The organism is Vibrio sp. R15-SG3-ISO1A, from assembly GCF_059833955.1.
Map to the genome: position 1 here is coordinate 21,226 of NZ_JCBDGH010000034.1, position 25,911 is coordinate 47,136.

Annotated in this window: 17 protein-coding genes and 8 tRNA genes; 6 read left to right on the forward strand and 19 right to left on the reverse strand. The window is 50.1% G+C overall.

Annotated features, from left to right (window positions below; all coding sequences use genetic code 11):
- Nucleotides 1-134: 134 nt before the first annotated feature.
- The 14 genes from AC6R0L_RS05440 to pncC form a co-directional block, all read right to left on the reverse strand.
- A tRNA-Arg gene (locus AC6R0L_RS05440) sits at nt 135-211 on the reverse strand.
- Nucleotides 212-282: 71 nt separating this feature from the next.
- Nucleotides 283-359 (reverse strand) — tRNA-Arg (locus AC6R0L_RS05445).
- A 51-nt stretch (nt 360-410) separates the two neighbouring features.
- Nucleotides 411-487 (reverse strand) — tRNA-Arg (locus AC6R0L_RS05450).
- A gap of 70 nt (nt 488-557) precedes the next feature.
- Nucleotides 558-634: transfer RNA gene (locus AC6R0L_RS05455), tRNA-Arg, on the reverse strand.
- A 51-nt stretch (nt 635-685) separates the two neighbouring features.
- Nucleotides 686-762: transfer RNA gene (locus tag AC6R0L_RS05460), tRNA-Arg, on the reverse strand.
- Nucleotides 763-846: 84 nt separating this feature from the next.
- A tRNA-Ser gene (locus AC6R0L_RS05465) sits at nt 847-939 on the reverse strand.
- 24 nt (nt 940-963) lie between these two features.
- Nucleotides 964-1,040, reverse strand: a tRNA-Arg gene (locus AC6R0L_RS05470).
- Between the two features lie 65 nt (nt 1,041-1,105).
- Nucleotides 1,106-1,198: transfer RNA gene (locus AC6R0L_RS05475), tRNA-Ser, on the reverse strand.
- Nucleotides 1,199-1,379: 181 nt separating this feature from the next.
- Nucleotides 1,380-1,577, reverse strand: a complete 198-nt coding sequence (csrA, locus tag AC6R0L_RS05480) for a carbon storage regulator CsrA (protein ID WP_009847619.1) — start codon at nt 1,575-1,577, stop codon at nt 1,380-1,382.
- A gap of 92 nt (nt 1,578-1,669) precedes the next feature.
- A complete protein-coding gene (locus AC6R0L_RS05485; protein WP_500628517.1) occupies nt 1,670-2,857 on the reverse strand; it encodes an aspartate kinase in 1,188 nt (395 codons plus the stop codon).
- 193 nt (nt 2,858-3,050) lie between these two features.
- On the reverse strand, nt 3,051-5,633 hold the full coding sequence (gene alaS / locus AC6R0L_RS05490; protein ID WP_500628518.1) for an alanine--tRNA ligase: 2,583 nt from the start codon (nt 5,631-5,633) through the stop codon (nt 3,051-3,053).
- Between the two features lie 133 nt (nt 5,634-5,766).
- On the reverse strand, nt 5,767-6,231 hold the full coding sequence (gene recX, locus AC6R0L_RS05495) for a recombination regulator RecX (RefSeq protein ID WP_487901751.1): 465 nt from the start codon (nt 6,229-6,231) through the stop codon (nt 5,767-5,769).
- Between the two features lie 170 nt (nt 6,232-6,401).
- Nucleotides 6,402-7,448, reverse strand: a complete 1,047-nt coding sequence (gene recA / locus AC6R0L_RS05500; protein WP_334568429.1) for a recombinase RecA — start codon at nt 7,446-7,448, stop codon at nt 6,402-6,404.
- A 179-nt stretch (nt 7,449-7,627) separates the two neighbouring features.
- On the reverse strand, nt 7,628-8,128 hold the full coding sequence (pncC, locus tag AC6R0L_RS05505; RefSeq protein ID WP_500628519.1) for a nicotinamide-nucleotide amidase: 501 nt from the start codon (nt 8,126-8,128) through the stop codon (nt 7,628-7,630).
- Nucleotides 8,129-8,200: 72 nt separating this feature from the next.
- Here pncC and mutS point away from each other — a divergent pair, with 72 nt between their 5' ends.
- Nucleotides 8,201-10,765, forward strand: a complete 2,565-nt coding sequence (gene mutS, locus AC6R0L_RS05510; RefSeq protein WP_500628520.1) for a DNA mismatch repair protein MutS — start codon at nt 8,201-8,203, stop codon at nt 10,763-10,765.
- Nucleotides 10,766-10,859: 94 nt separating this feature from the next.
- Here the strand turns inward: mutS and lptG are convergent, their stop codons facing one another.
- Nucleotides 10,860-11,930: an LPS export ABC transporter permease LptG gene (gene lptG / locus AC6R0L_RS05515; RefSeq protein ID WP_334555074.1), complete on the reverse strand. Its 1,071-nt coding sequence runs from the start codon at nt 11,928-11,930 to the stop codon at nt 10,860-10,862.
- A 3-nt stretch (nt 11,931-11,933) separates the two neighbouring features.
- The gene (lptF, locus tag AC6R0L_RS05520; RefSeq protein WP_500627074.1) at nt 11,934-13,040 is read right to left on the reverse strand and encodes an LPS export ABC transporter permease LptF; all 1,107 of its coding nucleotides are present in this window, start codon (nt 13,038-13,040) and stop codon (nt 11,934-11,936) included.
- Nucleotides 13,041-13,231: 191 nt separating this feature from the next.
- Here lptF and pepA point away from each other — a divergent pair, with 191 nt between their 5' ends.
- The 4 genes from pepA to AC6R0L_RS05540 all read left to right on the forward strand — a co-directional run bounded on the left by pepA (nt 13,232) and on the right by AC6R0L_RS05540 (nt 19,172).
- On the forward strand, nt 13,232-14,740 hold the full coding sequence (gene pepA, locus AC6R0L_RS05525) for a leucyl aminopeptidase (RefSeq protein WP_334555072.1): 1,509 nt from the start codon (nt 13,232-13,234) through the stop codon (nt 14,738-14,740).
- A gap of 60 nt (nt 14,741-14,800) precedes the next feature.
- Nucleotides 14,801-15,250: a DNA polymerase III subunit chi gene (locus AC6R0L_RS05530; RefSeq protein WP_487901756.1), complete on the forward strand. Its 450-nt coding sequence runs from the start codon at nt 14,801-14,803 to the stop codon at nt 15,248-15,250.
- 171 nt (nt 15,251-15,421) lie between these two features.
- Nucleotides 15,422-18,295: a valine--tRNA ligase gene (locus tag AC6R0L_RS05535; protein ID WP_500628521.1), complete on the forward strand. Its 2,874-nt coding sequence runs from the start codon at nt 15,422-15,424 to the stop codon at nt 18,293-18,295.
- 163 nt (nt 18,296-18,458) lie between these two features.
- Nucleotides 18,459-19,172: a substrate-binding periplasmic protein gene (locus AC6R0L_RS05540; protein WP_500628530.1), complete on the forward strand. Its 714-nt coding sequence runs from the start codon at nt 18,459-18,461 to the stop codon at nt 19,170-19,172.
- 1 nt (nt 19,173) lies between these two features.
- Here the strand turns inward: AC6R0L_RS05540 and AC6R0L_RS05545 are convergent, their stop codons facing one another.
- Together AC6R0L_RS05545 and rluA are read right to left on the reverse strand one after the other, a co-directional pair.
- Entirely contained in the window at nt 19,174-20,133 is a 960-nt protein-coding gene (locus tag AC6R0L_RS05545) for a D-2-hydroxyacid dehydrogenase (RefSeq protein WP_500628522.1), read from the reverse strand.
- Between the two features lie 35 nt (nt 20,134-20,168).
- Nucleotides 20,169-20,906 (reverse strand): bifunctional tRNA pseudouridine(32) synthase/23S rRNA pseudouridine(746) synthase RluA, encoded by a 738-nt coding sequence (gene rluA, locus AC6R0L_RS05550; protein ID WP_500628523.1) that lies wholly within the window; start codon nt 20,904-20,906, stop codon nt 20,169-20,171.
- Between the two features lie 215 nt (nt 20,907-21,121).
- Here rluA and AC6R0L_RS05555 point away from each other — a divergent pair, with 215 nt between their 5' ends.
- Entirely contained in the window at nt 21,122-22,393 is a 1,272-nt protein-coding gene (locus tag AC6R0L_RS05555) for an NRAMP family divalent metal transporter (RefSeq protein ID WP_500628524.1), read from the forward strand.
- A gap of 87 nt (nt 22,394-22,480) precedes the next feature.
- Here AC6R0L_RS05555 and rapA read toward each other — a convergent pair whose 3' ends face one another.
- Nucleotides 22,481-25,390 (reverse strand): RNA polymerase-associated protein RapA, encoded by a 2,910-nt coding sequence (rapA, locus tag AC6R0L_RS05560; RefSeq protein WP_500628525.1) that lies wholly within the window; start codon nt 25,388-25,390, stop codon nt 22,481-22,483.
- Nucleotides 25,391-25,911: the final 521 nt, after the last annotated feature.

The window sequence follows — 25,911 nt, forward strand, 5'->3', positions numbered from 1 at the left end:
TTTGGAGCAATTACTGGGATAGACTTAATGTTTCACGAAAAACTTCATAAAAAACATTAAGTTGTAAATGGAAGGTTGGAATAATATTACGAAGATGTTAAAAAGCCCCGCTATCACTAGCGGGGCTTACAATATGGCGCGCTCGGAAGGATTCGAACCTTCGACCGCCTGGTTCGTAGCCAGGTACTCTATCCAGCTGAGCTACGAGCGCGCAATCTTCTCATTACGAGAAATTTGTGACTATTGGGACACCAATAGTGGTCGGGCTATTGCCCTAAAGAGTGGCGCGTCCTGGAGGATTCGAACCTCCGACCGCCTGGTTCGTAGCCAGGTACTCTATCCAGCTGAGCTAAGGACGCGTCGGTTTCACTGATTTTGGTCTATTCGCCATCATCAATCAAACGTAATAGTGGCGCGCTCGGAAGGATTCGAACCTTCGACCGCCTGGTTCGTAGCCAGGTACTCTATCCAGCTGAGCTACGAGCGCGCAATCTTCTCATTACGAGAAGTTTGTGACTATTGGAACACCAATAGTGGTCGGGCTATGCCCTAAAGAGTGGCGCGTCCTGGAGGATTCGAACCTCCGACCGCCTGGTTCGTAGCCAGGTACTCTATCCAGCTGAGCTAAGGACGCGTCGGTTTCACTGATTTTGGTCTATTCGCCATCATCAATCAAACGTAATAGTGGCGCGCTCGGAAGGATTCGAACCTTCGACCGCCTGGTTCGTAGCCAGGTACTCTATCCAGCTGAGCTACGAGCGCGCAATGTTCTCATTACGAGAAGGTTGTGAAGTATATCACACAAATTTTCGTCTAAAACAAAAAAATTGACCAAAGGCCAATTAATGGCGGTGAGGGAGGGATTCGAACCCTCGATACGGCTACAAACCGTATACTCCCTTAGCAGGGGAGCGCCTTCAGCCTCTCGGCCACCTCACCGTTTTATTCCCTGGTAAGGAAATATGGCGCGCTCGGAAGGATTCGAACCTTCGACCGCCTGGTTCGTAGCCAGGTACTCTATCCAGCTGAGCTACGAGCGCGCAATGTTTTCCGCTGTTCTTCCAAAGAACGCTTTAAACGAATGCTCTAACGAGCAGTGCAAGAATGGCGGTGAGGGAGGGATTCGAACCCTCGATACGGCTACAAACCGTATACTCCCTTAGCAGGGGAGCGCCTTCAGCCTCTCGGCCACCTCACCGTCTTGCGGAGGCACATATTACGATTTACCAAAAATATGTCAAACACTTTCTTGGCAAAAACGCCATTTTGTCCGCCAACCGTTGGGTATTTAATCAAAGCGATGTTAATTCGCTCTTTTCATTCACTTTGTCACAATTGTCGATACAAAAAAGGCTGACAATCGTCAGCCTTTTCACAGGTTAGTAGTTACCTGGTGCAACGTTACCGTTGCCTTTTTCCGCTTGAATTCGCATGTAGATTTCTTCGCGGTGAACGGATACTTCTTTCGGAGCATTGACGCCGATACGTACCTGGTTACCTTTTACACCCAGTACAGTTACTGTTACTTCGTCACCGATCATTAGAGTTTCGCCCACTCGGCGAGTTAAAATTAGCATTCTGTGCTCCTTGAGTAATCTCTGATTTATCTTGCTACTGGGTTATTATCCAACAAAAGGGTTATTTACGTAAACTCTATTGTTGTGACTAATCAACCCCAAAAGGCATGTTTTTCTAAGCAGTCGATCGCCTTTGCAGAAGTGATGTAATGCTCATGCAGTACATTAGCCGCTTTATCAACAGACTCAGGTTCCACCACCAAAGTTAACGATTGCGGGTTAATCGATACATGAATCACGTCAATGGCAACTTCTGACAATAACGCACACGACTGTTCTACCAATCCTTCGACATGCAAACCTACTGCAGTGAGTAAGCTAACAGACCCACTATTGCGGATTTTGTCTTTGAAAACCAGTTCCAGTTTAGAGTATGCGTCCTCTTTTAACACCACGTCGACCCATTCTGCATGCTCGATCACATTCCAGAGATGAATACCTAACATTAAACACTGTTTCTTCAGGCTCTCAAGTGACTCTTTTTCAATACTGATCAGACGCATATCTCGCTGCAGCGCAATACCACAAACCGCATCTTGGCACTCTTCCCCTTTGACTAAGCTGCCAGGCTTAGTGTCAAAGGTCGATAACACACGCAGAGGTACATTGTGTTGCCATGCGTACTGTACAGAGGGCAAGTGCAACACCTTCGCCCCTTTACGTGCCATCTCTTCCATGGATGGGAAGTCGATCACTTCTAGCTTTTTCGCGTTGGCCACAACACGAGGGTCACAGGTATATATGCCATCCACATCGGTAAAGATTTGGCACTCATCGGCTTGCAAAGCGCCCGCCAGAGTCACTGCGCTGGTGTCCGAACCGCCACGTCCCAGTGTGGTGATGTCCCCTTTTTCATTGATCCCCTGAAAACCAGCCACGACCACAATATGGTCTTCCGCCAGCAGTTCATCGATAAGTTGGGTATCAATCTGTTTAATCGTCGCATCATTGTGAACATTATCCGTCACAATACCTGATTGTGCTCCGGTAAGTGAACGGGCCGGATAGCCAAGTTTATTGAGCGTCATCGCCAATAAAGCCATCGATACTTGTTCACCAGCAGAGAGCAAAACATCAAGTTCTCTCGCCGTCGGTACGCTGTCTATCTGCTTCGCCAAATCCATCAATCGATTGGTTTCACCAGACATCGCAGACACCACGACAACCACTTGATTACCATCATTTTTCGCATTAATGATGTGTTTGGCTACCGTATGAATTCTCTCAATAGAACCCACTGAGGTTCCGCCAAACTTTTGCACGATAAGGGGCTTTTTCACCAGTCTTCACCTTCCCAAGACTATGTCTCATTAGGACTGCATTCAATGCGTTGAATATTGTTTGCAGTAGTTAAAACAAAAACCAAGCGGCTTATAGGCTTGATTCATCAGGCCCAATTAAACCACTTGGCTTACAAAAATAAATTACGCCCAATCAAACTAATGATTGAGCGTGATAATTACTCTCGCGATTTTAGAGGCGCTCTTCCAGCCACCCTTGAACGGATTCAAGCGCTTTAGGTAGTGCCGACACATCCGTACCACCAGCTTGAGCCATATCAGGGCGACCGCCGCCTTTACCACCGACTTGTTGCGCGACCATGTTGACCAACTCACCCGCTTTCACTTTGCCGATGAGATCTTTGGTCACGCCTGCGATAAGGCCTACTTTGTCATCGTTGATGTTCGCCAGCATGATGATGCCACTGCCCATCTGATTTTTGACATCGTCTACCATAACGCGAAGATTTTTGTTGTCCGCACCTTCTAGTGCTGCAATCAGGACTTTAGTACCGGCAATATCCTGTACTTTACCCATGATGTTGGCACTCTCGGCTGCAGCCATCTTGTCTTTGAGCTTCTGGATCTCTTTTTCCAAAGATTTGGCTTTCTGCGCAGATTCCGCAAGCTTCTCTTCGTACTTCGCCGCTTGAGCTTCAATCGCATCTAACGCTGCTTCACCCGTTACCGCTTCAATACGACGGATACCCGCTGCAATACCACCTTCTGACGTGATCTTAAAGAGACCAATATCACCCGTATTGGCCGCGTGAATACCACCACACAGTTCGGTCGAGAAGTCACCCATCGATAGTACACGCACTTCATCGTCGTATTTTTCGCCGAACAGAGCCATTGCCCCTTTCTTCTTCGCCGACTCGATGTCCATGATATTGGTTTCAATCGTATGGTTGCGACGAACCTGGGCATTGACCAAGCGCTCCACTTCTTTCAGTTCAGTCGCGGTTACCGCTTCTAAGTGAGAGAAGTCAAAACGAAGGTTTTCAGGCTTAACCAGTGAGCCTTTTTGCGTAACGTGCTCACCAAGGACTTGGCGCAGCGCTGCGTGAAGTAAGTGCGTGGCTGAGTGGTTGAGAGAGATAGCCGCACGACGCTCAGCGTCAACCAGCGCTTCCACTTGTTCGCCTTTTGCCAGTACACCTTCAGCCAAAACGCCGTGGTGCGCAATCGCATTACCCAACTTCTGAGTATCTTCGACTTTGAATAGGCCTGATTCTGTTTTCAGAACACCCGCATCGCCACATTGACCACCCGATTCTGCATAGAAAGGCGTTTCACCCAGGATGATGATCGCTTTGTCACCTGCCGATAGAGATTCTGCCACTTCACCTTCAACGAAGATTTCAGCCACATGACTCTTACCTTGAGTGCCGGTGTAACCGCAAAATTCGGTTTCCGCTTCCGTTTTAATGGTTGCGTTGTAATCCGTACCGAATTGGCCAGCTTCACGTGCACGCTGACGCTGCTCTTCCATCGCTTTCTCGAAACCTGCTTCGTCGATGGTGAAATCACGCTCACGAGCCACGTCGTTAGTTAAGTCAGCCGGGAAGCCGTATGTGTCGTAAAGCTTAAATACGGTCTCGCCATCAAGCTCTTTACCTTCAAGTGCATCCAGTGCTTCATTGAGGATAACCATGCCACGCTCGAGTGTGCGGCCAAAGTTTTCTTCCTCAATGCGAAGTACTTTCTCAACAACCGCTTGTTGCTTCTTAAGTTCGTCAGCGGCGCTGCCCATCACTTCTGCCAAAACGCCGACAAGCTTGTAGAAGAAGACGCCTTTGGCACCTAGCTTATTACCATGACGCACAGCACGACGAATAATACGACGCAAAACGTAACCACGGCCTTCGTTTGAAGGCATCACGCCATCTGCGATTAGGAATGAACAAGAGCGAATGTGGTCAGCAATCACGCGTAGCGATTGGTTTGAAAGGTCTTCGCAACCGACCACTTCTGCCGCCGCTTTGATGAGCTTTTGGAATACATCGATTTCGTAGTTTGAATGAACGCCCTGCATGATGGCAGAAATACGCTCAATACCCATGCCCGTATCAACAGCTGGCTTAGGTAGTGGCTCCATCGTACCGTCAGCATGACGGTTGAACTGCATGAATACGTTGTTCCAGATCTCGATGAAACGGTCACCATCCTCTTCAGGCGTACCCGGACGGCCACCCCAAATGTGCTCACCGTGATCGTAGAAGATTTCGGTACAAGGACCGCATGGACCCGTATCACCCATGGTCCAGAAGTTGTCTGACTCGTATTGCTTACCGCCCTCTTTGTCACCAATGCGTACGATACGATCGGCGGGAACACCTACTTTTTTGTTCCAGATTTCAAATGCTTCGTCATCGGTCTCGTAGACAGTGACTAAAAGACGATCTTTTGGCAATTGCAATGTTTCGGTCAGAAACTCCCAAGCGAACGCAATGGCATCTTCTTTGAAGTAATCACCAAAACTGAAGTTACCGAGCATTTCGAAGAAGGTGTGGTGACGAGCCGTGAAGCCGACGTTCTCTAGGTCATTGTGTTTACCACCCGCACGTACACAACGCTGAGCCGTAGTTGCTCGCGTGTAGGCACGTTTTTCTGCGCCCAAGAAGCAATCTTTGAATTGGTTCATGCCTGCGTTAGTAAATAGCAGGGTTGGGTCGTTATGCGGTACTAACGATGAACTTTCTACGATTTGGTGTCCTTTGCTTTCAAAGAACTTGAGGAACGCGTTACGAACCTCATCAGTGCTCATGTACATGCAGCTCTTCCTGAAAATAGTCGAGTTAGAATTTTGCCGTATTGTAGATCATGCAGTCAGCTACGACTAGTTTTCTTGAAAAAATGCCGCCGTTGACGGTAGTTCACGCTTAGATTGATGAAAGCGTGTTGAATTAAGAGTCACAATGGCCGTTTAAGGCGTAACTGATTTGTTCAAAGCTGTATCCACGATACTGTAGGAAACGCACTTGTTTAGCGTACGCTTTTTGATCTTGTGCTTTGATGCCTTTGAATTTTTTCTCTGCCGCAAGCTTGGCAAGCTCAAACCAGTCTTGAGGTTCTTCCTCAAGGGCTTGATTGACTGTCGACTCAGCCACTCTTTTTTGTTGCAGCTCTTGGCGAATTCGACGCTCACCATGGCCTTTGTAAACCTGTTGGCGAACCTGGCTCTTGGCATAACGCAGGTCATCGAGATAGCGGTGCTCTAGGCAAAAATTCACCGCCTCTTGAATGTCGGCGTCCTCATAGCCTTTGAGGCTTAACTTCTGTTGCAGCTCATACACGCCGTGATCTCGGCGGCTAAGCAATTGCATCGCAGCTTCTTTACTGGACAGTGTCGGAGGTTGACGTTGATACATAATCGCACAGTGATCCATGACAAGTGAGAGGATGATTCAGTGACTCTCGAATTCAGTAACTCTCGAGAAGGTACCGCCTACTTTTCATATCGAGAATGTAGCGAACATTGAGAGTACAAGAAACGACAAAGCCCCGCATAAGCAGGGCTTTGATGAATGAGGCTAAAAGCTTATAGCTCTTCTTGCTCTGGCGCTTGGCCAAATTCTGGCTCTTCAGCTGGGATTTCAGCCGGAGAAAGCAGAAGGTCACGCAGCTTTTTATCCAGTGTTTTCGCCGCTTCAGGATTCTCACGCAGGAACTTACACGCGTTCGCTTTACCCTGACCGATCTTGTCACCGTTGTAGCTGTACCATGCACCGGCTTTTTCTACCATCTTGTGTTTCACGCCAAGGTCAATAAGCTCGCCTTCACGGTTGAAACCTTGACCGTACATAATTTGCGTTTCAGCTTGCTTAAATGGCGCGGCAATCTTGTTCTTAACCACTTTGATGCGCGTCTCGTTACCGACCACTTCATCGCCTTCTTTAATAGAACCCGTACGACGGATATCAAGACGGACAGAAGCGTAGAATTTTAGTGCGTTACCACCCGTGGTGGTTTCTGGGTTACCAAACATCACACCGATCTTCATACGAATCTGGTTGATGAAGATACACATACAGTTAGATTGCTTAAGGTTACCCGTCAACTTACGCATTGCTTGTGAAAGCATACGCGCTTGAAGACCCATGTGGCTGTCGCCCATTTCGCCTTCGATTTCAGCCTTTGGTGTCAAGGCAGCAACGGAGTCAATCACCATCACGTCAATCGCACCAGAACGTGCGAGCGCGTCACAAATTTCAAGCGCTTGCTCGCCTGTGTCTGGCTGAGACACTAATAACGCATCGATATCCACACCCAGTTTTTTCGCGTAGACAGGGTCAAGCGCGTGCTCAGCATCGATAAAGGCACACGTTTTACCTTCACGTTGCGCAGCGGCAATCAGTTCAAGCGTTAAGGTTGTTTTACCTGATGATTCAGGGCCATAAATCTCAACGATACGACCCATTGGTAGGCCACCGGCACCCAGTGCAATATCAAGAGAAAGAGAACCAGTAGAAATCGTTTCCACATCCATTGCGCGGTTGTCACCAAGGCGCATGATTGAACCTTTACCGAATTGCTTTTCAATCTGGCCTAGCGCAGCGGCTAGCGCTTTCTGTTTGTTATCGTCCATTACTTTCTCCAAAACTTTCACCTGAAATCAGGTAAAAATGAATACTTTCTTCAAATCGGGGGTGGCCCGAACACTCTATAAACGCCATTATACTGTTGATTCATACAGTGTCTATAACTGATCAGCGTTTTTTTGAAATTCAATCGTATGCTACTGATAAATAATAATTAACTGTTTAGCTACGACGTTTTCACTCTCTGTTGCAACTCTTTATACAGCACTTCTAAAGCGGTTTCGACCGCAGCGGAGCGAACTGCGTCACGGTTCCCATTAAAATGGCACGTCTCGATTTTTTGCCATGAGTGACGGTCACACCAGGCAAAACAGACCGTGCCTACCGGCTTCTCTTGCGTTCCGCCTCCTGGGCCCGCGATGCCGCTAATCGCTATCGCGATGTCGGCCCGTGAATGAGCCAATGCTCCCTGCGCCATTTCGCGCACCGTCGGTTCGCTCACCGCGCCATATTGATCCAAAGTATCGGCACTCACGCCGAGCATCTCAATTTTCGCTTCGTTGCTGTAGGTGACAAACGCTCGATCAAACCACGCTGAGCTGCCAGCGATGTCTGTGATCGCTGTCGCGACACCGCCACCGGTACAGGACTCTGCGGTCGTTAGCACCAAGCCATGTTGAGCCAAGGCTTCCCCAACTTGGTGAGATAAATTTTGTTTGCTTTGCATCCTTTGCACCTTTTACCCATTTGGTGATTCACGTATCCTAAGCCGCAATAACCACAAACGAAAGATGTAACCGTGAAAGCAGAACAAAAACATACCCCAATGATGCAGCAGTATCTCAAGTTAAAGGCAGAGAACCCTGACATTCTGCTCTTTTACCGCATGGGGGATTTTTATGAACTGTTTTACGATGACGCAAAACGCGCCTCGCAATTGTTAGACATTTCCCTCACTAAGCGTGGCGCGTCAGCCGGTGAGCCCATCCCGATGGCGGGCGTGCCTTTCCACGCGGTCGAAGGCTATCTCGCCAAGTTGGTTCAACTCGGTGAATCCGTCGCGATTTGTGAGCAGATCGGCGATCCAGCCACCAGCAAAGGTCCTGTGGAGCGTAAGGTAGTGCGCATCGTGACACCCGGAACAGTGACCGATGAAGCCCTACTCTCTGAACGGATCGATAACTTGATTGCCGCGATCTATCATCACGATGGTCGATTCGGCTACGCGACGCTCGATGTGACTTCCGGTCGCTTTCAGTTGATGGAGCCGCAAAGCGAGGAAGCGATGGCGGCAGAACTACAACGCACTTCGCCAAGAGAGCTTTTGTTCCCTGAAGATTTTGAGCCCGTGCATCTGATGTCTTCGCGCAGTGGTAATCGCCGCCGACCAATCTGGGAGTTCGAGCTCGATACGGCCAAGCAGCAGCTCAACCAACAATTTGGCACGCGAGATTTGGTCGGCTTTGGTGTTGAACATGCCAAACTGGGCCTCTGTGCCGCTGGCTGTTTGATCCAGTACGTCAAAGATACGCAACGCACCGCCCTGCCTCATATTCGCTCGCTGACGTTTGATCGCCAAGATCATTCGGTGATCTTAGACGCGGCGACAAGACGCAATTTGGAAATCACGCAAAACCTCGCGGGCGGCACCGACAACACGTTGGCTTCCGTACTCGATCACACCGCAACGCCAATGGGCAGTCGAATGCTCAAACGTTGGTTGCACCAACCGATGCGCGATATCGACACGCTCAATCAGCGTCTCGATGCCATCACAGAACTTAAGCAGCTCGCGCTCTTTACTGAGTTGCAGCCTGTACTCAAACAAGTGGGCGACATTGAACGCATTCTTGCACGTTTAGCACTGCGCAGTGCTCGACCTCGCGATATGGCAAGACTGCGCTTTGCCATGCAACAGTTGCCAGAGCTCGCTGATGTGATGAAAAGTGCTGAGCACCCGTACCTTAAAAAGCTCGCCCAGTATGCTGCGCCGATGGAAGAAGTCTGCGAACTGCTTGAGCGCGCCGTTAAAGAGAATCCGCCCGTCGTCATTCGTGACGGAGGGGTGATTGCACAAGGCTACGACGCAGAGCTTGATGAATGGCGTAAATTGGCCGATGGCGCCACCGAATACCTGGACCAACTTGAGCAAGAAGAGCGCGAACGTCACGGCATTGATACATTGAAAGTCGGCTACAACAATGTGCATGGCTTCTTTATTCAGGTCAGCCGTGGCCAAAGCCACCTTGTGCCGCCTCACTATGTTCGCCGCCAAACGTTAAAAAATGCCGAGCGCTATATCATTCCAGAGCTGAAAGAGCATGAAGACAAGGTCTTAAACTCCAAGTCAAAAGCACTGGCGCTCGAAAAGCAGTTATGGGAAGGCCTGTTTGATCTGCTGCTGCCTCATTTAGAACAGATGCAAAACCTGGCCTCAGCATTGTCACAAATCGATGTGTTACAAAACCTAGCAGAGCGCGCCGATAGCCTCGACTACTGCCGCCCGATACTCAATGGTGAGATTGGCGTTCATATCCAAGGCGGTCGCCACCCAGTGGTGGAGCAGGTAATGGATGAACCGTTTATCGCCAACCCCACAGAACTGACGCCACAACGTAAGATGTTGATCATTACCGGGCCTAACATGGGCGGTAAATCGACCTACATGCGCCAGACCGCCCTTATCGCTTTGATGGCGCATATCGGCTCCTATGTGCCCGCTGAATCGGCAACCATAGGCTCGATTGATCGTATATTTACCCGTATTGGCGCCTCCGACGATCTGGCCTCTGGGCGCTCGACCTTTATGGTCGAAATGACGGAAACCGCCAACATCTTGCACAACGCCACGGAGCGCAGCTTAGTGTTAATGGATGAAATTGGCCGTGGCACCAGTACCTACGATGGCTTGTCGCTTGCTTGGGCAAGCGCTGAATGGCTTGCCAAAGAGCTTGGAGCGATGACTCTGTTCGCCACCCACTATTTTGAATTAACAGAGCTGCCCAACCAGATCGCAACCTTAGCCAACGTCCACCTTGATGCGGTTGAGCACGGCGATAGCATTGCCTTTATGCACGCGGTGCAAGAAGGAGCGGCAAGTAAATCCTACGGTCTCGCCGTTGCCGGGTTAGCTGGCGTACCAAAAAGTGTCATCAAGCAAGCACGGGCTAAATTGCAGCAGTTGGAATCAATCTCGTTAACCGATGCGCCAGCACCTGCGCGAGCTGGCGTTGATGTGGCTAACCAGCTCAGCTTGATCCCCGAGCCAAGTGAAGTGGAACAGATGCTGGCCAATATTGATCCTGATGATTTAACGCCTCGACAAGCGTTAGAAGCGCTGTACCGTTTAAAGAAACACCTCTAAAGCTCAGTACACTATCAAACCTAAAGACAACAAGGCCTCCCGAATTTGGGAGGCCTTGTTGTTAACATGCTAGTGAAAGATCACGCCCCGTGGGCTACAACTTGCGGCGTAACAGCAACAGCGCAATGGTCAAGAACACCACGCTCGGCATCACCGCACCAAAAACAGGCGGAATGCTGTACACCAAGCTGAGCGGGCCAAAGAATTCACTCGAGATATAAAAGGTGAAGCCGGCCACCACACCCGATAAAATGCGCGCGCCCATGGTGACACTACGCAGCGGACCAAAGATAAACGACAGCGCCATCAACATCATAACGGCAATGGAGAAAGGCTGCGTGACTTTACGCCACAGCGCCAATTCATAGCGCGAAGAGTCCTGCTCTGAGGCTTTTAAGTAGGTCACGTAATCGTACAAGCCACCCAGTGATAACTCTTCAGGTTTCACCGTTACCACGGCGAGCTTGTCGGGGGCGAGCGACGTCGTCCAACGGTATTCAGGCAGCGCCGTTTTATTGATCTCGACGTCGTCCATCATTTCCGTCACTTGGACCTCTTTCATGAGCCAAGTGTTGTCGGACAGGTAATCCACTTTGTTGGCGTACACGACGGTTTGCAGCTTTTTATCGCTGTCAAATCGCCACATGTTCATGCCATAAATCGTGTCGTCTTCGACTTTACCCATAAAAATAAAATCATTGGCATCACGCGCCCAAACACCAGTGCGCACAGACATAATCGCGCCGCCAGAGGTGGCAAACGCTCGTAAGTCACGCGCCATTTTTTGCGCTTGCGGCGCACCCCATTGTCCGAGCAATGTCACCAGCACCATTAACGGCACTGCGGTTTTGAGTACCGACAAACCGATATCTAACTTCGAATAACCCGACGCCTGCATCACCACAAGCTCGGAGCTTGAAGCCAGCATACCAAGCCCTATCAAAGCGCCAAGCAATGCCGCCATTGGGAAAAACATCTCGACGTCACGCGGAATACTGAGGACGACAAAAAACAGCGCTTGCAACAAGTCATAGGTGCCACTGCCGACCTTACGCAACTGCTCGACATATTTGATGATGGCCGACAAGCCAACAAACGTAGCCAACACCAGAGACGTCGTGGCAATAATGGTTCTACCTATGTAGAGATCAAGAATCTTAAACACGACTTACGCTGCCTTCTTTTTTCTTTGTCTGAGTCTATCTTTAAAGCGACGAACCGCAATACTGTCCATCGAGTTGATGCCCACTGCGGTCAGCAACAACGCCGCGTTAATTGGCCACATGCCGATCATTGTAGGAATAGAGCCATCTTCAAGAGCCGATTTCGTCGCACTGATGGCTAAGAAGTAGGCCAAGTAAATCAATATTGCCGGCCCCATTTTCGCGAAGCGCCCTTGACGTGGGTTAACCGCCGACAACGGCACCACCAGCATGGTGAGCAAAGGGATACAGACCACTAACGAGAGACGCCACTGTAACTCCGCTTGTGCGCGTCGGTCAGGGTTGGACAACAGCTCCATCGTCGGAATTGCTTCCCAGTCACGCCCTTTCGCTTTCACATCGCGCTGACCAATCAGTCCCTCGTACTGATCAAACTCAGTGATCATATAATCCACACGCGTTGGCACCCCTTCATAGCGTGTACCGTCATACATGCGAATAACCTGACGCCCATCGCTCAGCTCTTTCACTTCACCAGATTGAGAGAAAGAGACGCTCGGTAAAATGGAGTCTCTCGGGCGCATTTGTGCGACAAAAACGTGTTTGAGTTTTTTACCGTCTATATCATCAATAAACACAACAGATGATCCATCCGGCGTACCTTGGAAGTGGCCTTTCTTGAGGAGATCAACGCTGTTTTCCGCTTCGACTTCTTCTTGCAATTGAATCAGCTTTTCTTGGCTGTAAGGCGCAAAAACAAACGCGTTGGCGGCGGCAATTAACCCGGTGATCACCGCTAAGTACAAAGCGGCGCGAATGAGGAATTTGTTGCCAATCCCCGTTGCGTTCATCACGGTAATTTCACTTTCTGCGTAGAGTCGGCCAAAGGTGAGAAGAATGCCTAAGAATAGACTGAGTGGCAGCATCAAAAGGCCCATTGACGGCATGCTCAAGCCGACATAGTGCATGACCAAACTTGCGGGGATATCACCATCGGATGCATCGGCAAGCACTTTGATCAGTTTTTGGCTGAGAAACACCAAAAACAGGATAAAAAATATCGCTAATTGGCTCTTGAGTGTCTCGCGGATCAAATATCTAACAATAATCACGCTGAAATTACCTATACAAAACTTGTTTTTTTAATTGAATCACTATAATTTCCCGATGAACCTTTTGTTTTTAAATTTTTTGGCTAATTGTTAACGCGCTTATTTAAAGATAGTTCCGGTGTAGGAATCAACAAGTAAGACGCCATTATCTAACATTTAGTTCGATTTGTCTTCAGGATGTAGGAGTACGCATGGAGTTCAGTGTAAAGAGTGGCAGCCCAGAGAAACAACGTAGCGCATGTATCGTTGTCGGGGTGTTTGAGCCACGTCGCCTTTCTCCAGTTGCTGAGCAGCTAGATAAAATCAGCGATGGCTATATCAGTTCACTACTTCGCCGTGGTGATCTAGAAGGAAAACCTGGGCAGATGCTACTTCTGCATCAAGTACCTGGTGTGTTGTCTGAGCGTGTTCTGCTTGTCGGTTGCGGCAAAGAGCGCGAGTTGGGTGAACGTCAGTACAAAGAGATTATCCAGAAAACCATCAACACCTTGAACGAAACGGGCTCTATGGAAGCGGTGTGCTTCTTGACTGAGCTGCATGTGAAAGGTCGAGATACCTACTGGAAAGTGCGCCAAGCGGTCGAAGCGACCAAAGATGGCCTCTACACCTTTGATCAGTTTAAGAGCGTCAAGCCTGAAACTCGTCGCCCACTGCGCAAGTTGGTGTTCAACGTACCGACGCGTCGTGAGTTGAACTTGGGTGAAAAAGCGATCGCGCACGGCTTGGCCATCTCGTCGGGTGTCAAAGCGTGTAAAGACCTTGGCAACATGCCACCCAACATTGCGAACCCAGCTTACCTCGCCTCTCAAGCGCGCCGCTTAGCGGACGACTACGAGACGATTACGACGAAAGTGATCGGCGAAGAAGAGATGGAAAAACTGGGGATGAACTCTTACCTAGCGGTAGGCCGCGGTTCGAAAAACGAATCGATGATGTCAATCATGGAGTACAAGGGTAACCCAGACGCACAAGCCAAGCCTATCGTATTAGTTGGCAAAGGTCTGACGTTCGATTCAGGCGGCATTTCACTCAAGCCTGGCGAAGGCATGGATGAGATGAAATACGACATGTGTGGCGCTGCCTCCGTGTTTGGCACCATGAAAGCGCTCGCGAAACTGAACCTGCCTATCAACGTGATTGGTGTGCTGGCCGGCTGTGAAAACATGCCAGGCAGCAACGCTTACCGTCCGGGTGATATCCTAACCACTATGTCAGGTCAAACGGTCGAAGTATTGAATACCGATGCCGAAGGCCGCTTGGTTCTGTGTGATGCACTGACCTACGTTGAGCGCTTTGAACCAGAATGTGTCGTGGATGTCGCTACCCTCACTGGTGCGTGTGTGATTGCACTGGGTCACCACATCAGTGGCGTGATTTCAAACCATAACCCGCTGTCTCACGAGCTTATCAACGCTTCTGAGCAAGCGAGCGATCGCGCATGGCGCTTACCGATGGCCGATGAGTACCATGAACAGCTGAAAAGCCCATTTGCCGATATGGCGAACATTGGTGGTCGTCCTGGTGGCACCATTACTGCCGGCTGTTTCTTGTCGAAATTTGCGAAGAAGTACAACTGGGCTCACATCGATATCGCGGGCACTGCTTGGAAATCTGGCGCAGCGAAAGGCTCAACAGGCCGACCAGTCTCTATGCTTGTCCAGTTCCTGCTCAATCGCAGCGGTCAAGATACTGAGGAGTAATCCTCAACCACATCGAAGGGCCGCAAGGCCCTTTTTTGTATAAAGGCATCAGCAAATATCATGGCTAACGCGACCTTTTATCTGATTCAATCGGATTCTCCCCAAGCCACCCCTGAAGGGTTGGATGCGTATGCGGTCTTTTTGGCGCAGCACTTTGCCAAACAAGGGGCAAAAGTGTACGTCAACTGCCAGCACAAAGCCCACGCGGAAGCCCTTGCAGAGCGGTTTTGGCAAGTGGAACCTGAGCAGTACATCGGCCACAACTTGATCGGAGAAGGCCCCAAGTATGGCACACAGATTGAGATCGGCCATCAGCAGGTCCGCCCTTCTTGGCATCGCCAGTTGGTGATAAATTTGGCTGAAAATGAGACAACCTTTGCGCATCCGTTTACAGAGGTGGTAGACTTCGTCCCTTGCGACGAAAAAGCCAAGCAGCAAGCGCGAGAACGGTATAAAATTTACCGTCAATCGGGCTTTCAAATGCAAACGATCGCACTCGAACACCACTGATCGTCAATCCTTATAGTTAAGCTCTCTTTTCAGAGAGTTCACTTATAAAGATTGACCTAGATTTACCATTAACCAGAATCAAACCTCCAAGGGGTAGAACGTAGGCTGGCCCTAATCATTAGGTGAATGCACGCCGCTTAGGTTCCATCATCACGAGGCAAAATGAGCGCTATGGAAAAGACATACAACCCAACTTCAATTGAACAAGCTCTATACCAGGCTTGGGAAGAAAAAGGCTACTTTAAGCCGCACGGCGACACGACGAAAGAATCATACAGCATCATGATCCCGCCACCGAACGTCACCGGTAGCCTTCACATGGGCCACGCATTCCAAGACACCATCATGGATACCTTGATCCGTGCCGAACGTATGAAGGGCAAGAACACCCTTTGGCAAGTCGGTACTGACCACGCGGGTATTGCCACACAGATGGTGGTTGAGCGTAAGATCGCGGCAGAAGAAGGCAAAACCAAGCACGATTACGGCCGTGATGCGTTCATCGACAAAATCTGGGAATGGAAAGGCGAATCAGGTGGCACCATCACTAAACAGCTGCGTCGCCTAGGTGCTTCTGTCGACTGGGACCGTGAACGTTTCACTATGGATGACGGCCTATCAAACGCCGTTCAAGAAGTGTTCGTGCGCCTCTACGAGGATGACCTCATCTACCGTGGTAAGCGTCTGGTTAACTGGGATCCTAAACTGCATACCGCAATTTCTGATCTTGAAGTTGAAAACAAAGATAAAAAAGGCCACATGTGGCACTTCCGCTACCCACTAGCGGATGGGGTGAAAACGGCAGACGGCAAAGACTACATCGTTGTCGCTACCACTCGTCCAGAGACGATACTGGGTGATACGGGCGTTGCGGTGAACCCAGAAGATCCTCGCTACAAAGACTTGATCGGTAAAGAGATCCTTCTTCCTATCGTTGACCGCCGCATCCCTATCGTCGGTGATGAGCACGCGGACATGGAGAAAGGCACAGGCTGTGTGAAAATCACCCCTGCGCACGACTTCAACGACTACGAAGTGGGTAAGCGCCACCAGCTACCGATGATCAACATCCTCACCTTTGATGCCAACATCCGTGACGCAGCCGAAGTGTTTAACACGAATGGCGAAGCGAGCGATGCATACTCAACAGAGATCCCGGCTAAATACCAAGGGTTGGAGCGTTTTGCCGCGCGTAAAGCCATCGTAGCGGAATTTGAAGAGATTGGCCTGCTCGACGAAATCAAAGACCACGACCTCACCGTGCCATACGGCGACCGTGGCGGCGTGGTCATCGAACCGATGCTGACCGACCAATGGTATGTGCGTACTGCTCCTCTTGCAGAAACCGCAACTAAAGCAGTAGAAGACGGCGAAATCCAATTCGTACCTAAGCAATACGAAAACATGTACTTCTCTTGGATGCGTGACATTCAAGACTGGTGTATCTCTCGTCAGCTATGGTGGGGGCACCGTATCCCTGCATGGTACGACAACGACGGCAATGTCTACGTTGGTCGCACTGAAGACGAAGTGCGTGAGAAGAACGGCCTAGCACCGGTTGTGGTACTGCGCCAAGATGACGACGTACTGGATACCTGGTTCTCTTCTGCCTTGTGGACGTTTGGCACACAAGGCTGGCCTGAAAACACAGATGATCTGAAAACATTCCACCCTTCAGATGTGCTGGTCACCGGTTTCGACATCATCTTCTTCTGGGTTGCTCGCATGATCATGATGACTATGCACTTCTGTAAAGATGAAAACGGCAAGCCACAAGTGCCATTCAAGACGGTTTACGTAACGGGTCTCATCCGTGATGAAAACGGCGACAAGATGTCGAAGTCTAAGGGTAACGTGCTTGATCCAATCGACATGATTGACGGCATCGACCTTGAGTCTCTAGTTGAGAAGCGCACCGGTAACATGATGCAGCCTCAACTTGCCGCGAAGATCGAGAAGAACACGCGTAAGACGTTTGAAAACGGTATCGAACCCTACGGTACGGATGCACTGCGCTTCACGCTTGCTGCTATGGCTTCAACGGGTCGTGACATCAACTGGGATATGAAGCGTCTGGAAGGTTACCGTAACTTCTGTAACAAGCTATGGAACGCGAGCCGTTACGTGCTGATGAATACAGAAGATCAGGATTGTGGCTTCCATTCATCTAACGAACAGGCAGGTGAGATCGAGTACTCACTCGCAGACAAATGGATCGAGTCTCAGTTTGAGCTAGCGGCGAAAGAGTTCAATAGTCACATTGATAACTTCCGTCTGGATATGGCAGCAAACACGATTTACGAATTCATCTGGAACCAATTCTGTGACTGGTACCTAGAGCTCACTAAGCCAGTGCTTTGGAAAGGTAACGAAGCTCAGCAACGTGGTACTCGCCGCACGCTGATCACCGTTCTAGAGAAGACACTTCGTCTTGCGCACCCAGTGATCCCATATATCACAGAAACTATCTGGCAGAGCGTTAAACCACTGGTTGATGGTGTTGAAGGTGAGACGATCATGCTTCAAGCGCTTCCTCAGTTCGACGAAGCGAACTTCAACCAAGCAGCTCTTGATGACATCGAGTGGGTGAAGTCATTCATCACTAGTATCCGTAACCTACGTGCGGAGTACGACATCAACCCAGGTAAGCCGCTTGAAGTGATGCTAAAAGCCGCAAACGCGGAAGACGCAGCTCGTCTAGAAGCGAACAAGCAAGTTCTTGTTTCTCTGGCGAAGCTTGAGTCTGTACGTGTACTGGAAGCGGGTGAAGAAACACCAGCTTGTGCAACGGCACTCGTCGCTAAGTCGGAGCTAATGATCCCAATGGCGGGTCTAATTGACAAAGACGCCGAGCTTGCTCGCCTCGATGGTGAAATCAAAAAGACACAAGGCGAAATCAAACGCATTGAAGGCAAGCTAGGTAACGAAGGGTTCGTGGCTAAAGCACCAGAAGCGGTGGTGGCTAAAGAGCGTGAGAAGCTAGAAGGCTACAAAGAAACGCTCGTGAAGCTTGAAGAGCAAAAAACGACGATTGCCGCACTGTAAGTGCATAAATCAAGTCTGGGAGGCTGGTCATGATGACCAGCCTTTTTTATGTCTTGCTCTTTATCGGCTGAGAACTAAAGTTAAAGTAAAAGCGACAAAGGAGTGACTTGTGCGCGCGCTCGCAGTATCCCTTTCTAGTGCCCTGTTCGCATTGTGGTTCGCCGTGAGTGTCGACGCCACGGCAGAAACCAATAATGGTGAAGTGAATAATGATGAAGACAATAAGATTGTCAAAATTGCCGCAGGTGAGTGGCCACCTTTTATTGGCCAAGAGTTAGAAGAATTCGGATTTGTCGGAAAGACCATTGAGCAGGCGTTTGCGACACAAGGCTATCAAGTCGAATTTCACTTCTTTCCTTGGAAACGGGCCTACAAAGAAGCGAGTGAAGGCGAATTTGTCGCCACCGCGATCTGGATGTTTGCCCAAGAGAGAACCGAACATTTTTATTTCAGCGAACCAGTGGCACAGGAGGAATTTGTTTTTTTTCATCGCAAAAGTGATGACTTTTCTTGGCAGCGTTTAGAAGATTTAGAGGGTAAACACCTTGGCGGTGGGCTGGGCTACAGCTATGGTGAAGAACTGGATGCACTGATCGAGGATGGGCATGTCACCATGTATCGGGTCGCCGACCCTACCAAAGCGTTTCAATTTCTCAAATATCGCCGGGTTGAGCTCGTGCCAGAAGAGAAACACATCGGTCTATTTACGCTCAACAAACTCCCCTATGAAACCCAGGCTCTGATCAGTTTTCACCCTAAGCCATTTTTGACTAATAGTAATTATTTGATGTTCTCCAAAGCGCACCCCGATGGAGAAAAGCTGCTGCGTGTATTCAATCAAGGCTTGAGTCAATTAAAGGCCAGCAGCAGCGAGTAAATCACACCACGCGATTTTGCTCTCGACCGTCAAGAAATGCGTCGATGTTATCAATAAGAATGTCGGCGAGTTTCTGAATCGCGGAGTCGCTACCCCAAGCAACGTGTGGTGTAAGCAGCAGGTTTGGGAGCGAAATATTCGCCAACAAAGGGTTACTCTCATCGGCTGGCTCACTCGTGAACACATCGACCCCCGCCGCCCCTATCTGACCAGACGTCAACGCCGACACCAATGCCTGTTCATCAACCAATCCCCCTCGCCCAGTATTGATCAATATCGCGCTCGATTTCATCAAGCCCAGCTCTGGCTCACCGATGAGGTGAAAGGTCTCATCACTCAGTGGACAGTGCAAACTCACCACATCCGCTTGAGAAAGCGCCGCCTCAAACGGGACATAGCCCTCACGGCACTGATGTTCCCCCTTACGCTCAGCAAAGATCACGTGCATACCGACCGCACTGGCCAGTTGCGCGGTGGCCCGTCCTAATGCCCCGCCGCCCACAATCGCAAGGGTTGTCCCCGCTACATCCCTTATCGGGTGGGTAAAAAAGCAGAACTGCTTGTTGCGCTGCCACTCCCCTTGGGCAATGTCGTGATGGTAGGCACTGAGGTGACGACTCAAGCTAAAGATCATACCCAGCACGTGCTCAGGTACCGATTGGGTGGCGTAACCTTGAACGTTGGTCACAGCAATGCCCAAGCGGCGACACGCTTCAATATCAAGGTTATTGTATCCTGTCGCCGAGACGGCGATGAGTTTGAGTGATGGAAGCTGCGCAAGCACCGCTTCATCGAGTACCACCTTATTGGTGATCGCGACAGTGGCGCCTTGCAGGCGCTCGACCACTTGTTCTGGTGCGGTGAAATCATATGCTTGCCAAACGTGCGGATGGCGAGGAGCTGGCAAGGTGATTTGACTTGGAATGGTGGCTCTGTCGAGAAAAACAAGGTTGGGCAGCATAAGGTCTCCTTCAACTGCCCACTCTGTGTCACCGATTATGGTTTGGGCAGTGTTTTATAGTCGGGTAATTTTCGCACAGGATCGAAATAATCAAACAGCATCTCTTGTGCCTCGGGATAGAAGTCACAAGGAACAAAAATACTTTTCAGCCAATGACTGCGTGGATGATAAAAGCTCAACTCTGCCGCGTGAAGGGCTAAGCGATCCGAACAGAGCAGCGCCTCACCACTGGAGTAGAACTCATCACCGACAATCGGGTGGCCGAGCGCTTGCATATGAACGCGCAGTTGATGAGAGCGCCCCGTCACCGGCAACAAGCGCACGATGGTGGTTTTCTCTTCTCGTTTCGCCACTTGGTATAAGGTTTTTGACGGTTTACCTGTCTCTAAACACACTTTTTGCCGCGGGCGATTTGGCCAGTCACAAATCAGCGGCAGATCAATGACGCCCTCTTGCTCACTCACCTCTCCCCATACTCGTGCATAGTAGACTTTGTGTGTGAGACGAAACTGAAACTGCTTCTTTAACGCACTTTCTGCGAGTTTGTTTTTTGCTAATACCATTAGGCCGGAAGTGGACATATCTAAGCGATGCACCACCTGAATATCTGGGTGCGTCTCTTGCAGTCGTGACCACATGCTGTCGCGATGAGCAGGATCGCGGCCAGGTACAGACAGCAGCCCTGACGGCTTATTGACCGCAAGGATATGTTCATCTTCAAAAACAACCTCCACCCAAGGCTCCCTTGGTGGGTTGTACTCCAGCATGGCCATAAACACTCTCAACTACTATGAATTCGGGCGAAGTATACCCGAAGCCACTCGCAAGGGCACCAGTCTGGCATTTTTGTCGATTATTCACGCTTGAAAAGAAAGTTTCACTCAAAGTGTAAAAAATCTATGACAGACAAAGCAAATGTGTTATTCCTTAATAACCTTGACAGGTAATAAATACAATAAAACACAACATTTCACCCATAGGCCGTAGTATGGAAAGTATCACTTCAGCGCCCCCGAAGGCGCGTTTCTCGTTAGCCCACCTTATTCGCTCATTAGGCCCAGGCATTATGATGGCCGCCGCTGCTGTCGGTGGCTCTCACTTAGTCGCCTCCACCAAAGCGGGCGCCATTTATGGCTGGCAGCTGGCGGCGCTCATTTTGCTCGTCAACGTATTCAAATACCCGTTTTTTCGCGCCGGTGTGCAATACACTATGGGCACCGGCACCAGTTTAGTCGAAGGCTACTCAAAACTTGGCAAACCATACTTGTGGCTGTTTGTCGGTTTAAGTGCGGTCTCCGCAGTGGTCAACACCGCTGCACTGCTGATGTTTAGCGCTAGCTTGCTCGCCTATTTCGTACCCTTTGATCTCTCGATGCCCGTGCTCAGCATCCTTGTGCTGACCACCTGTTTAGCGATTTTATTTGCCGGCCACTACAAGGCGTTGGATGCGTTATCGAAAACCATCATGGCGGTTCTAACCATTGCCACACTGCTTGCGGTGTGCATCGCATTGGGTAAACCTGCCGAGCCCGTCGTGGGCTTTGAATCCCCATCGCCTTGGACATTAGCCGCAATCGGATTTCTCGTTGTGACCATGGGCTGGATGCCAGCACCGATTGAAATTTCCAGTATCACCTCAATGTGGCTAAAAAGTCAGTGCAAGCAGCAAACCGTCACGCCGCGCTCTGCGCTGTTTGATTTCAACGTGGGCTACATAGGGACTGCGCTGCTGGCGATTGTCTTTCTTTCCTTGGGCGCTTTGGTGCTGCATGGGACAGGCGTGGAGCTTTCAAGCTCTGGCGTCGGCTTCTCGCATCAACTGGTAGGGCTCTATGCTTCGACCATTGGTGAGTGGTCTCGCTACTTGATTGCTGTGATTGCGTTCTTCTGTATTTTTGGTAGTACGATCACCGTGATTGACGGTTATGCGCGTGTGTTGTCTGAATCTCAACGTTTAGTGCAAAAGCAACCAGAAATGAAAAACGGCGTGACGCTGACTTGGATGGTGATCATCTCTGCAGCAGCCCTTGCCATCATCTTGTTTTGGGCCAAAGCGCTACTGCCAATGCTCAATTTTGCGATGATCCTTGCCTTTGTTACGACTCCATTTTTCGGTTTACTCAACTACATTTTGGTGACCAAAACCGATCTGCCTAAGCCGCTCGCAATGACGTCCTCTCTAAAGGGGCTCTCCATCGCCGGTCTGATTTATCTGTTCGGCTTTTTGGCGGTCTTTATTTGGTGGAAATGGCTTCTTTAGTCATCGGTTTCGTCATCTTTATTAACGATCAAAAAGGCCCTCAACGTTGAGGGCCTTGTACTAATACGTTACTCGCGTTGCGATCACTTAGTTGTGCGCGACGACAATCATACGCAGTGAGTCGAGCTGGTATTGCGCTTGGCGGATGTAACCGGTCAGCGCGGTAATCTGCTCATCAATCGCTTCAATCTCTTCATCACGAATGTTCGGGTTCACCGCTTTGAGCGCCTGCAAACGCTCAAGCTCGCCATTTAGGCTCGATTGCATCTCTTTCTGCGCTTGCTCGCGTACAGCTTCCACTTTTTCGACCACCAGCTTGTCACCTGCGGCAATCAGTTGATGTACCTGTGCCTGTACCGAAGAGACCAGCTTGGCCGCAATATGACGGCCGACCGGGCTAAGCTGACGGTTGAAACTATCAAACTCCACTTGCGCCGATAAGTCATTGCCTTTGCCATCAAGCATGATGCGAATCGGCGTGGTCGGTAAGAAACGGCTGATGCCAGTACGTTTGGGCGCTTGCGCATCCACTTTGTAGATCAGTTCAAGCAGCAGCGTCCCTACAGGCAAAGCTTTGTTTTTCAGCAGTGACACCGCACTGGTCCCCACGCCCTCACTCATCAGCAGATCAATACCGCCTTGAATCATCGGGTGTTCCCAGCTGATAAAGTGCATGTCCTCACGAGACAGCGCCGTATCACGGTCAAAGGTGATGGTTGCGCCTTCGTATGGCAGCCCTGGGTAACTGGGCACCATCATGTGCTCAGAAGGGGTGACCACGAGCGCATTTTCGCCTTTGTCGTCTTGGTTAATACCAATGGTATCAAACAGGCTCAAGGCGAACGTGACAAGATTCGTATCGCCATCGGTCGCGGCAATCGTATCGACAATCGCTTGCGCTTTCTCACCGCCGTGCGAGTGCATTTCAAGCAGACGGTCACGCCCTTGCTCCAGCTCCGCTTTGAGCGCTTTGTTCATTGCCGCAGATTGAGCAATCACGTCATCCAACTCACTGGTATCCCCACTAGCCAACATAGTAATCAGCGCATCCGACACCTTGTCGTAGACCATGCGACCCGTTGGGCAGGTTTGGGCAAACGCATTCAAACCTTCATTAAACCAACGCGCCAAAATCGCTTGCGAGGTGCCTTCAAGGTAAGGGATATGAATATCAATATCACGCTGCTGGCCAATTCGGTCTAAGCGACCGATGCGTTGCTCCAGTAAGTCTGGGTTGAACGGCAAATCAAACATCACCAGTTGGTTCGCGAACTGGAAGTTGCGCCCTTCAGAGCCAATTTCGCTACAGATGAGAACCTGTGCGCCTCCCTCTTCTTGAGCAAAGTACGCCGCCGCTTTGTCGCGCTCTAAAATCGACATACCTTCATGGAATACCGTGGCACGGATGCCTTCACGCTCGCGCAGCGCTTGTTCCAATTGCAACGCCGTACTGGCGCGAGAGGCGATCACCAACACCTTTTCACTGCGTTTTTGCGTGATCTTCTCAAGTAACCAATCAACGCGACTATCAAACTGCCACCAGCTCGATTCGTCACCTTCAAACTCTTGGAACAGCTCTTCAGGGTAGAGATTTTTCAGCGCACGCGCTTCTGGGCTCATCTTACCGCCAATCATGCCAGAGACACGCATCGCCGTGGTGTATTGGCTCGGAATCGGCATCGGCACCAAATGCACATTACGCACTGGGAAGCCTTTGATCGCCGCACGCGTGTTACGAAACAGCACGCGCCCCGTACCATGACGATCCATCAAATTATCAATCAACTCTTGACGTGCGGCGGCAATCGCCTGGTCGTCACTGTTGCTCTCGATAATACGAAACAGTGGCTCAACATCTTGCTCAGATAAGAGCTCGGTGATCTGGTTTTTCGCCTCATCCGCCAAGGATTCGCCAGAGAACAGAGCGCTGACCGAATCGGCCACCGGGGCGTATTGCTGCTCTTCTTTGACAAACTCTTCATAGTCAAAGAAGCGATCCGAGTCGAGCAATCTCAAGCGTGCAAAATGGCTTTCACGACCTAGCTGTTCAGGTGTCGCGGTGAGCAGGAGTACACCAGGTGTACGCGCAGCCAAGCCTTCAATCACCTGATATTCACGGCTCGGTTGCTCTGGGCTCCACTCTAAATGGTGCGCTTCATCGACCACTAAGAGATCCCAATCGGCGTCAAGCGCTTGCTCGAAGCGCTTACGGCTCTTGCGTAGAAAATCGAGTGAACACAGCACATATTGCTGGGTATCGAATGGATTATCGGCTTCCGCGAACGCTTCAATGCAACGCTCTTCATCAAAGATAGAGAAATGCAGATTGAATCGACGCATCATCTCCACCAACCATTGATGCTGAAGCGTTTCTGGCACCACGATCAAAATGCGTTCCGCGCGACCCGCCAGCACTTGCTGATGGATGATCATGCCCGCTTCAATGGTTTTACCTAGGCCCACTTCATCGGCCAACAACACGCGCGGCGCGTGACGACGCCCCACTTCATGGGCGATGTAAAGCTGATGAGGGATCAAGCCCGCACGCATACCACATAAGCCGCGCATTGGGCTCTTGTGCTGCTCATATTGGTTCATCAGTGCACGATAACGGAGCACAAAGTTGTCCATACGATCGATTTGACCAGCAAACAGCTTATCTTGAGGTTTATTAAAACGAATCTGGTTGCTGAGCATGATTTCACGCAGCTCGACGTCTTTCTCATCGTTGTCTTCACGCGTACCGATGTAGGTCAGCAGCGACTGCTCTTCAACCACTTGCTCAATACGCAATGACCACCCTTGTTGGCTATCCACAACATCCCCTGGGTTAAACGTCACACGAGTCACCGGCGCATCATTGCGCGCGTACACGCGATTCTCTTCGGATGCGGCAAACATCAATGTGACCGTTCTAGCATCCAGTGCGACTACAGTACCTAAACCTAAATCACTCTCTGTATCGCTGATCCAACGCTGGCCCAAAGCAAATGTCATCTATCGACTACCTCTTTCAATCGGTCTGTTGTGAGTCGGGGTGCGGCTTATTGATGATAGTGTAGACAATGATTCTCATCATCCCAACCAACAATCAAGATCTGCCCCCAATGCGCCGCTAGAACAGGACTCAAGCCTTTTCCAGCCACACATAAAAAAGGTCGCTAATGGTACTCGAAGCTGTGATATTGGTCACGCACAAACACCTCAATTCTCAACAAATTTTTTGCCACTTTCTGGCTGACATCAAAGTGTAAAAAAGAAGTGGCATTTCTAAAGTAGAGGAGATGGAAACTGACTTATACTTTAAGGGCAGGCGCATCTCTGACAATGGGTTAGTACCTTGGCACTTTCTTGGCTTTACCCCTAACACGGCACAAGAAATGCAATCCATCGAGAGAGCGGTACAGTGAACCAAACGGTCAGCACGAAAAACGCTGACTCACTACGTTGATGATCCACTCGGGTTTGTAGCGACGCCTTGTTAGGCGGCATGTTGAATCGACAGGGCAACGACTAAG

What these genes read in the sequence shown, in the direction of transcription:
- csrA (WP_009847619.1), bottom strand. Translation starts at nt 1,577, where the DNA reads ATGCTAATTTTAACTCGCCGAGTGGGCGAAACTCTAATGATCGGTGAC.
- alaS (WP_500628518.1), bottom strand. Translation starts at nt 5,633, where the DNA reads ATGTACATGAGCACTGATGAGGTTCGTAACGCGTTCCTCAAGTTCTTT.
- recX (WP_487901751.1), bottom strand. Translation starts at nt 6,231, where the DNA reads ATGTATCAACGTCAACCTCCGACACTGTCCAGTAAAGAAGCTGCGATG.
- recA (WP_334568429.1), bottom strand. Translation starts at nt 7,448, where the DNA reads ATGGACGATAACAAACAGAAAGCGCTAGCCGCTGCGCTAGGCCAGATT.
- pncC (WP_500628519.1), bottom strand. Translation starts at nt 8,128, where the DNA reads ATGCAAAGCAAACAAAATTTATCTCACCAAGTTGGGGAAGCCTTGGCT.
- pepA (WP_334555072.1), top strand. Translation starts at nt 13,232, where the DNA reads ATGGAGTTCAGTGTAAAGAGTGGCAGCCCAGAGAAACAACGTAGCGCA.
- AC6R0L_RS05530 (WP_487901756.1), top strand. Translation starts at nt 14,801, where the DNA reads ATGGCTAACGCGACCTTTTATCTGATTCAATCGGATTCTCCCCAAGCC.
- AC6R0L_RS05535 (WP_500628521.1), top strand. Translation starts at nt 15,422, where the DNA reads ATGGAAAAGACATACAACCCAACTTCAATTGAACAAGCTCTATACCAG.
- AC6R0L_RS05545 (WP_500628522.1), bottom strand. Translation starts at nt 20,133, where the DNA reads ATGCTGCCCAACCTTGTTTTTCTCGACAGAGCCACCATTCCAAGTCAA.
- rluA (WP_500628523.1), bottom strand. Translation starts at nt 20,906, where the DNA reads ATGGCCATGCTGGAGTACAACCCACCAAGGGAGCCTTGGGTGGAGGTT.
- AC6R0L_RS05555 (WP_500628524.1), top strand. Translation starts at nt 21,122, where the DNA reads ATGGAAAGTATCACTTCAGCGCCCCCGAAGGCGCGTTTCTCGTTAGCC.
- rapA (WP_500628525.1), bottom strand. Translation starts at nt 25,390, where the DNA reads ATGACATTTGCTTTGGGCCAGCGTTGGATCAGCGATACAGAGAGTGAT.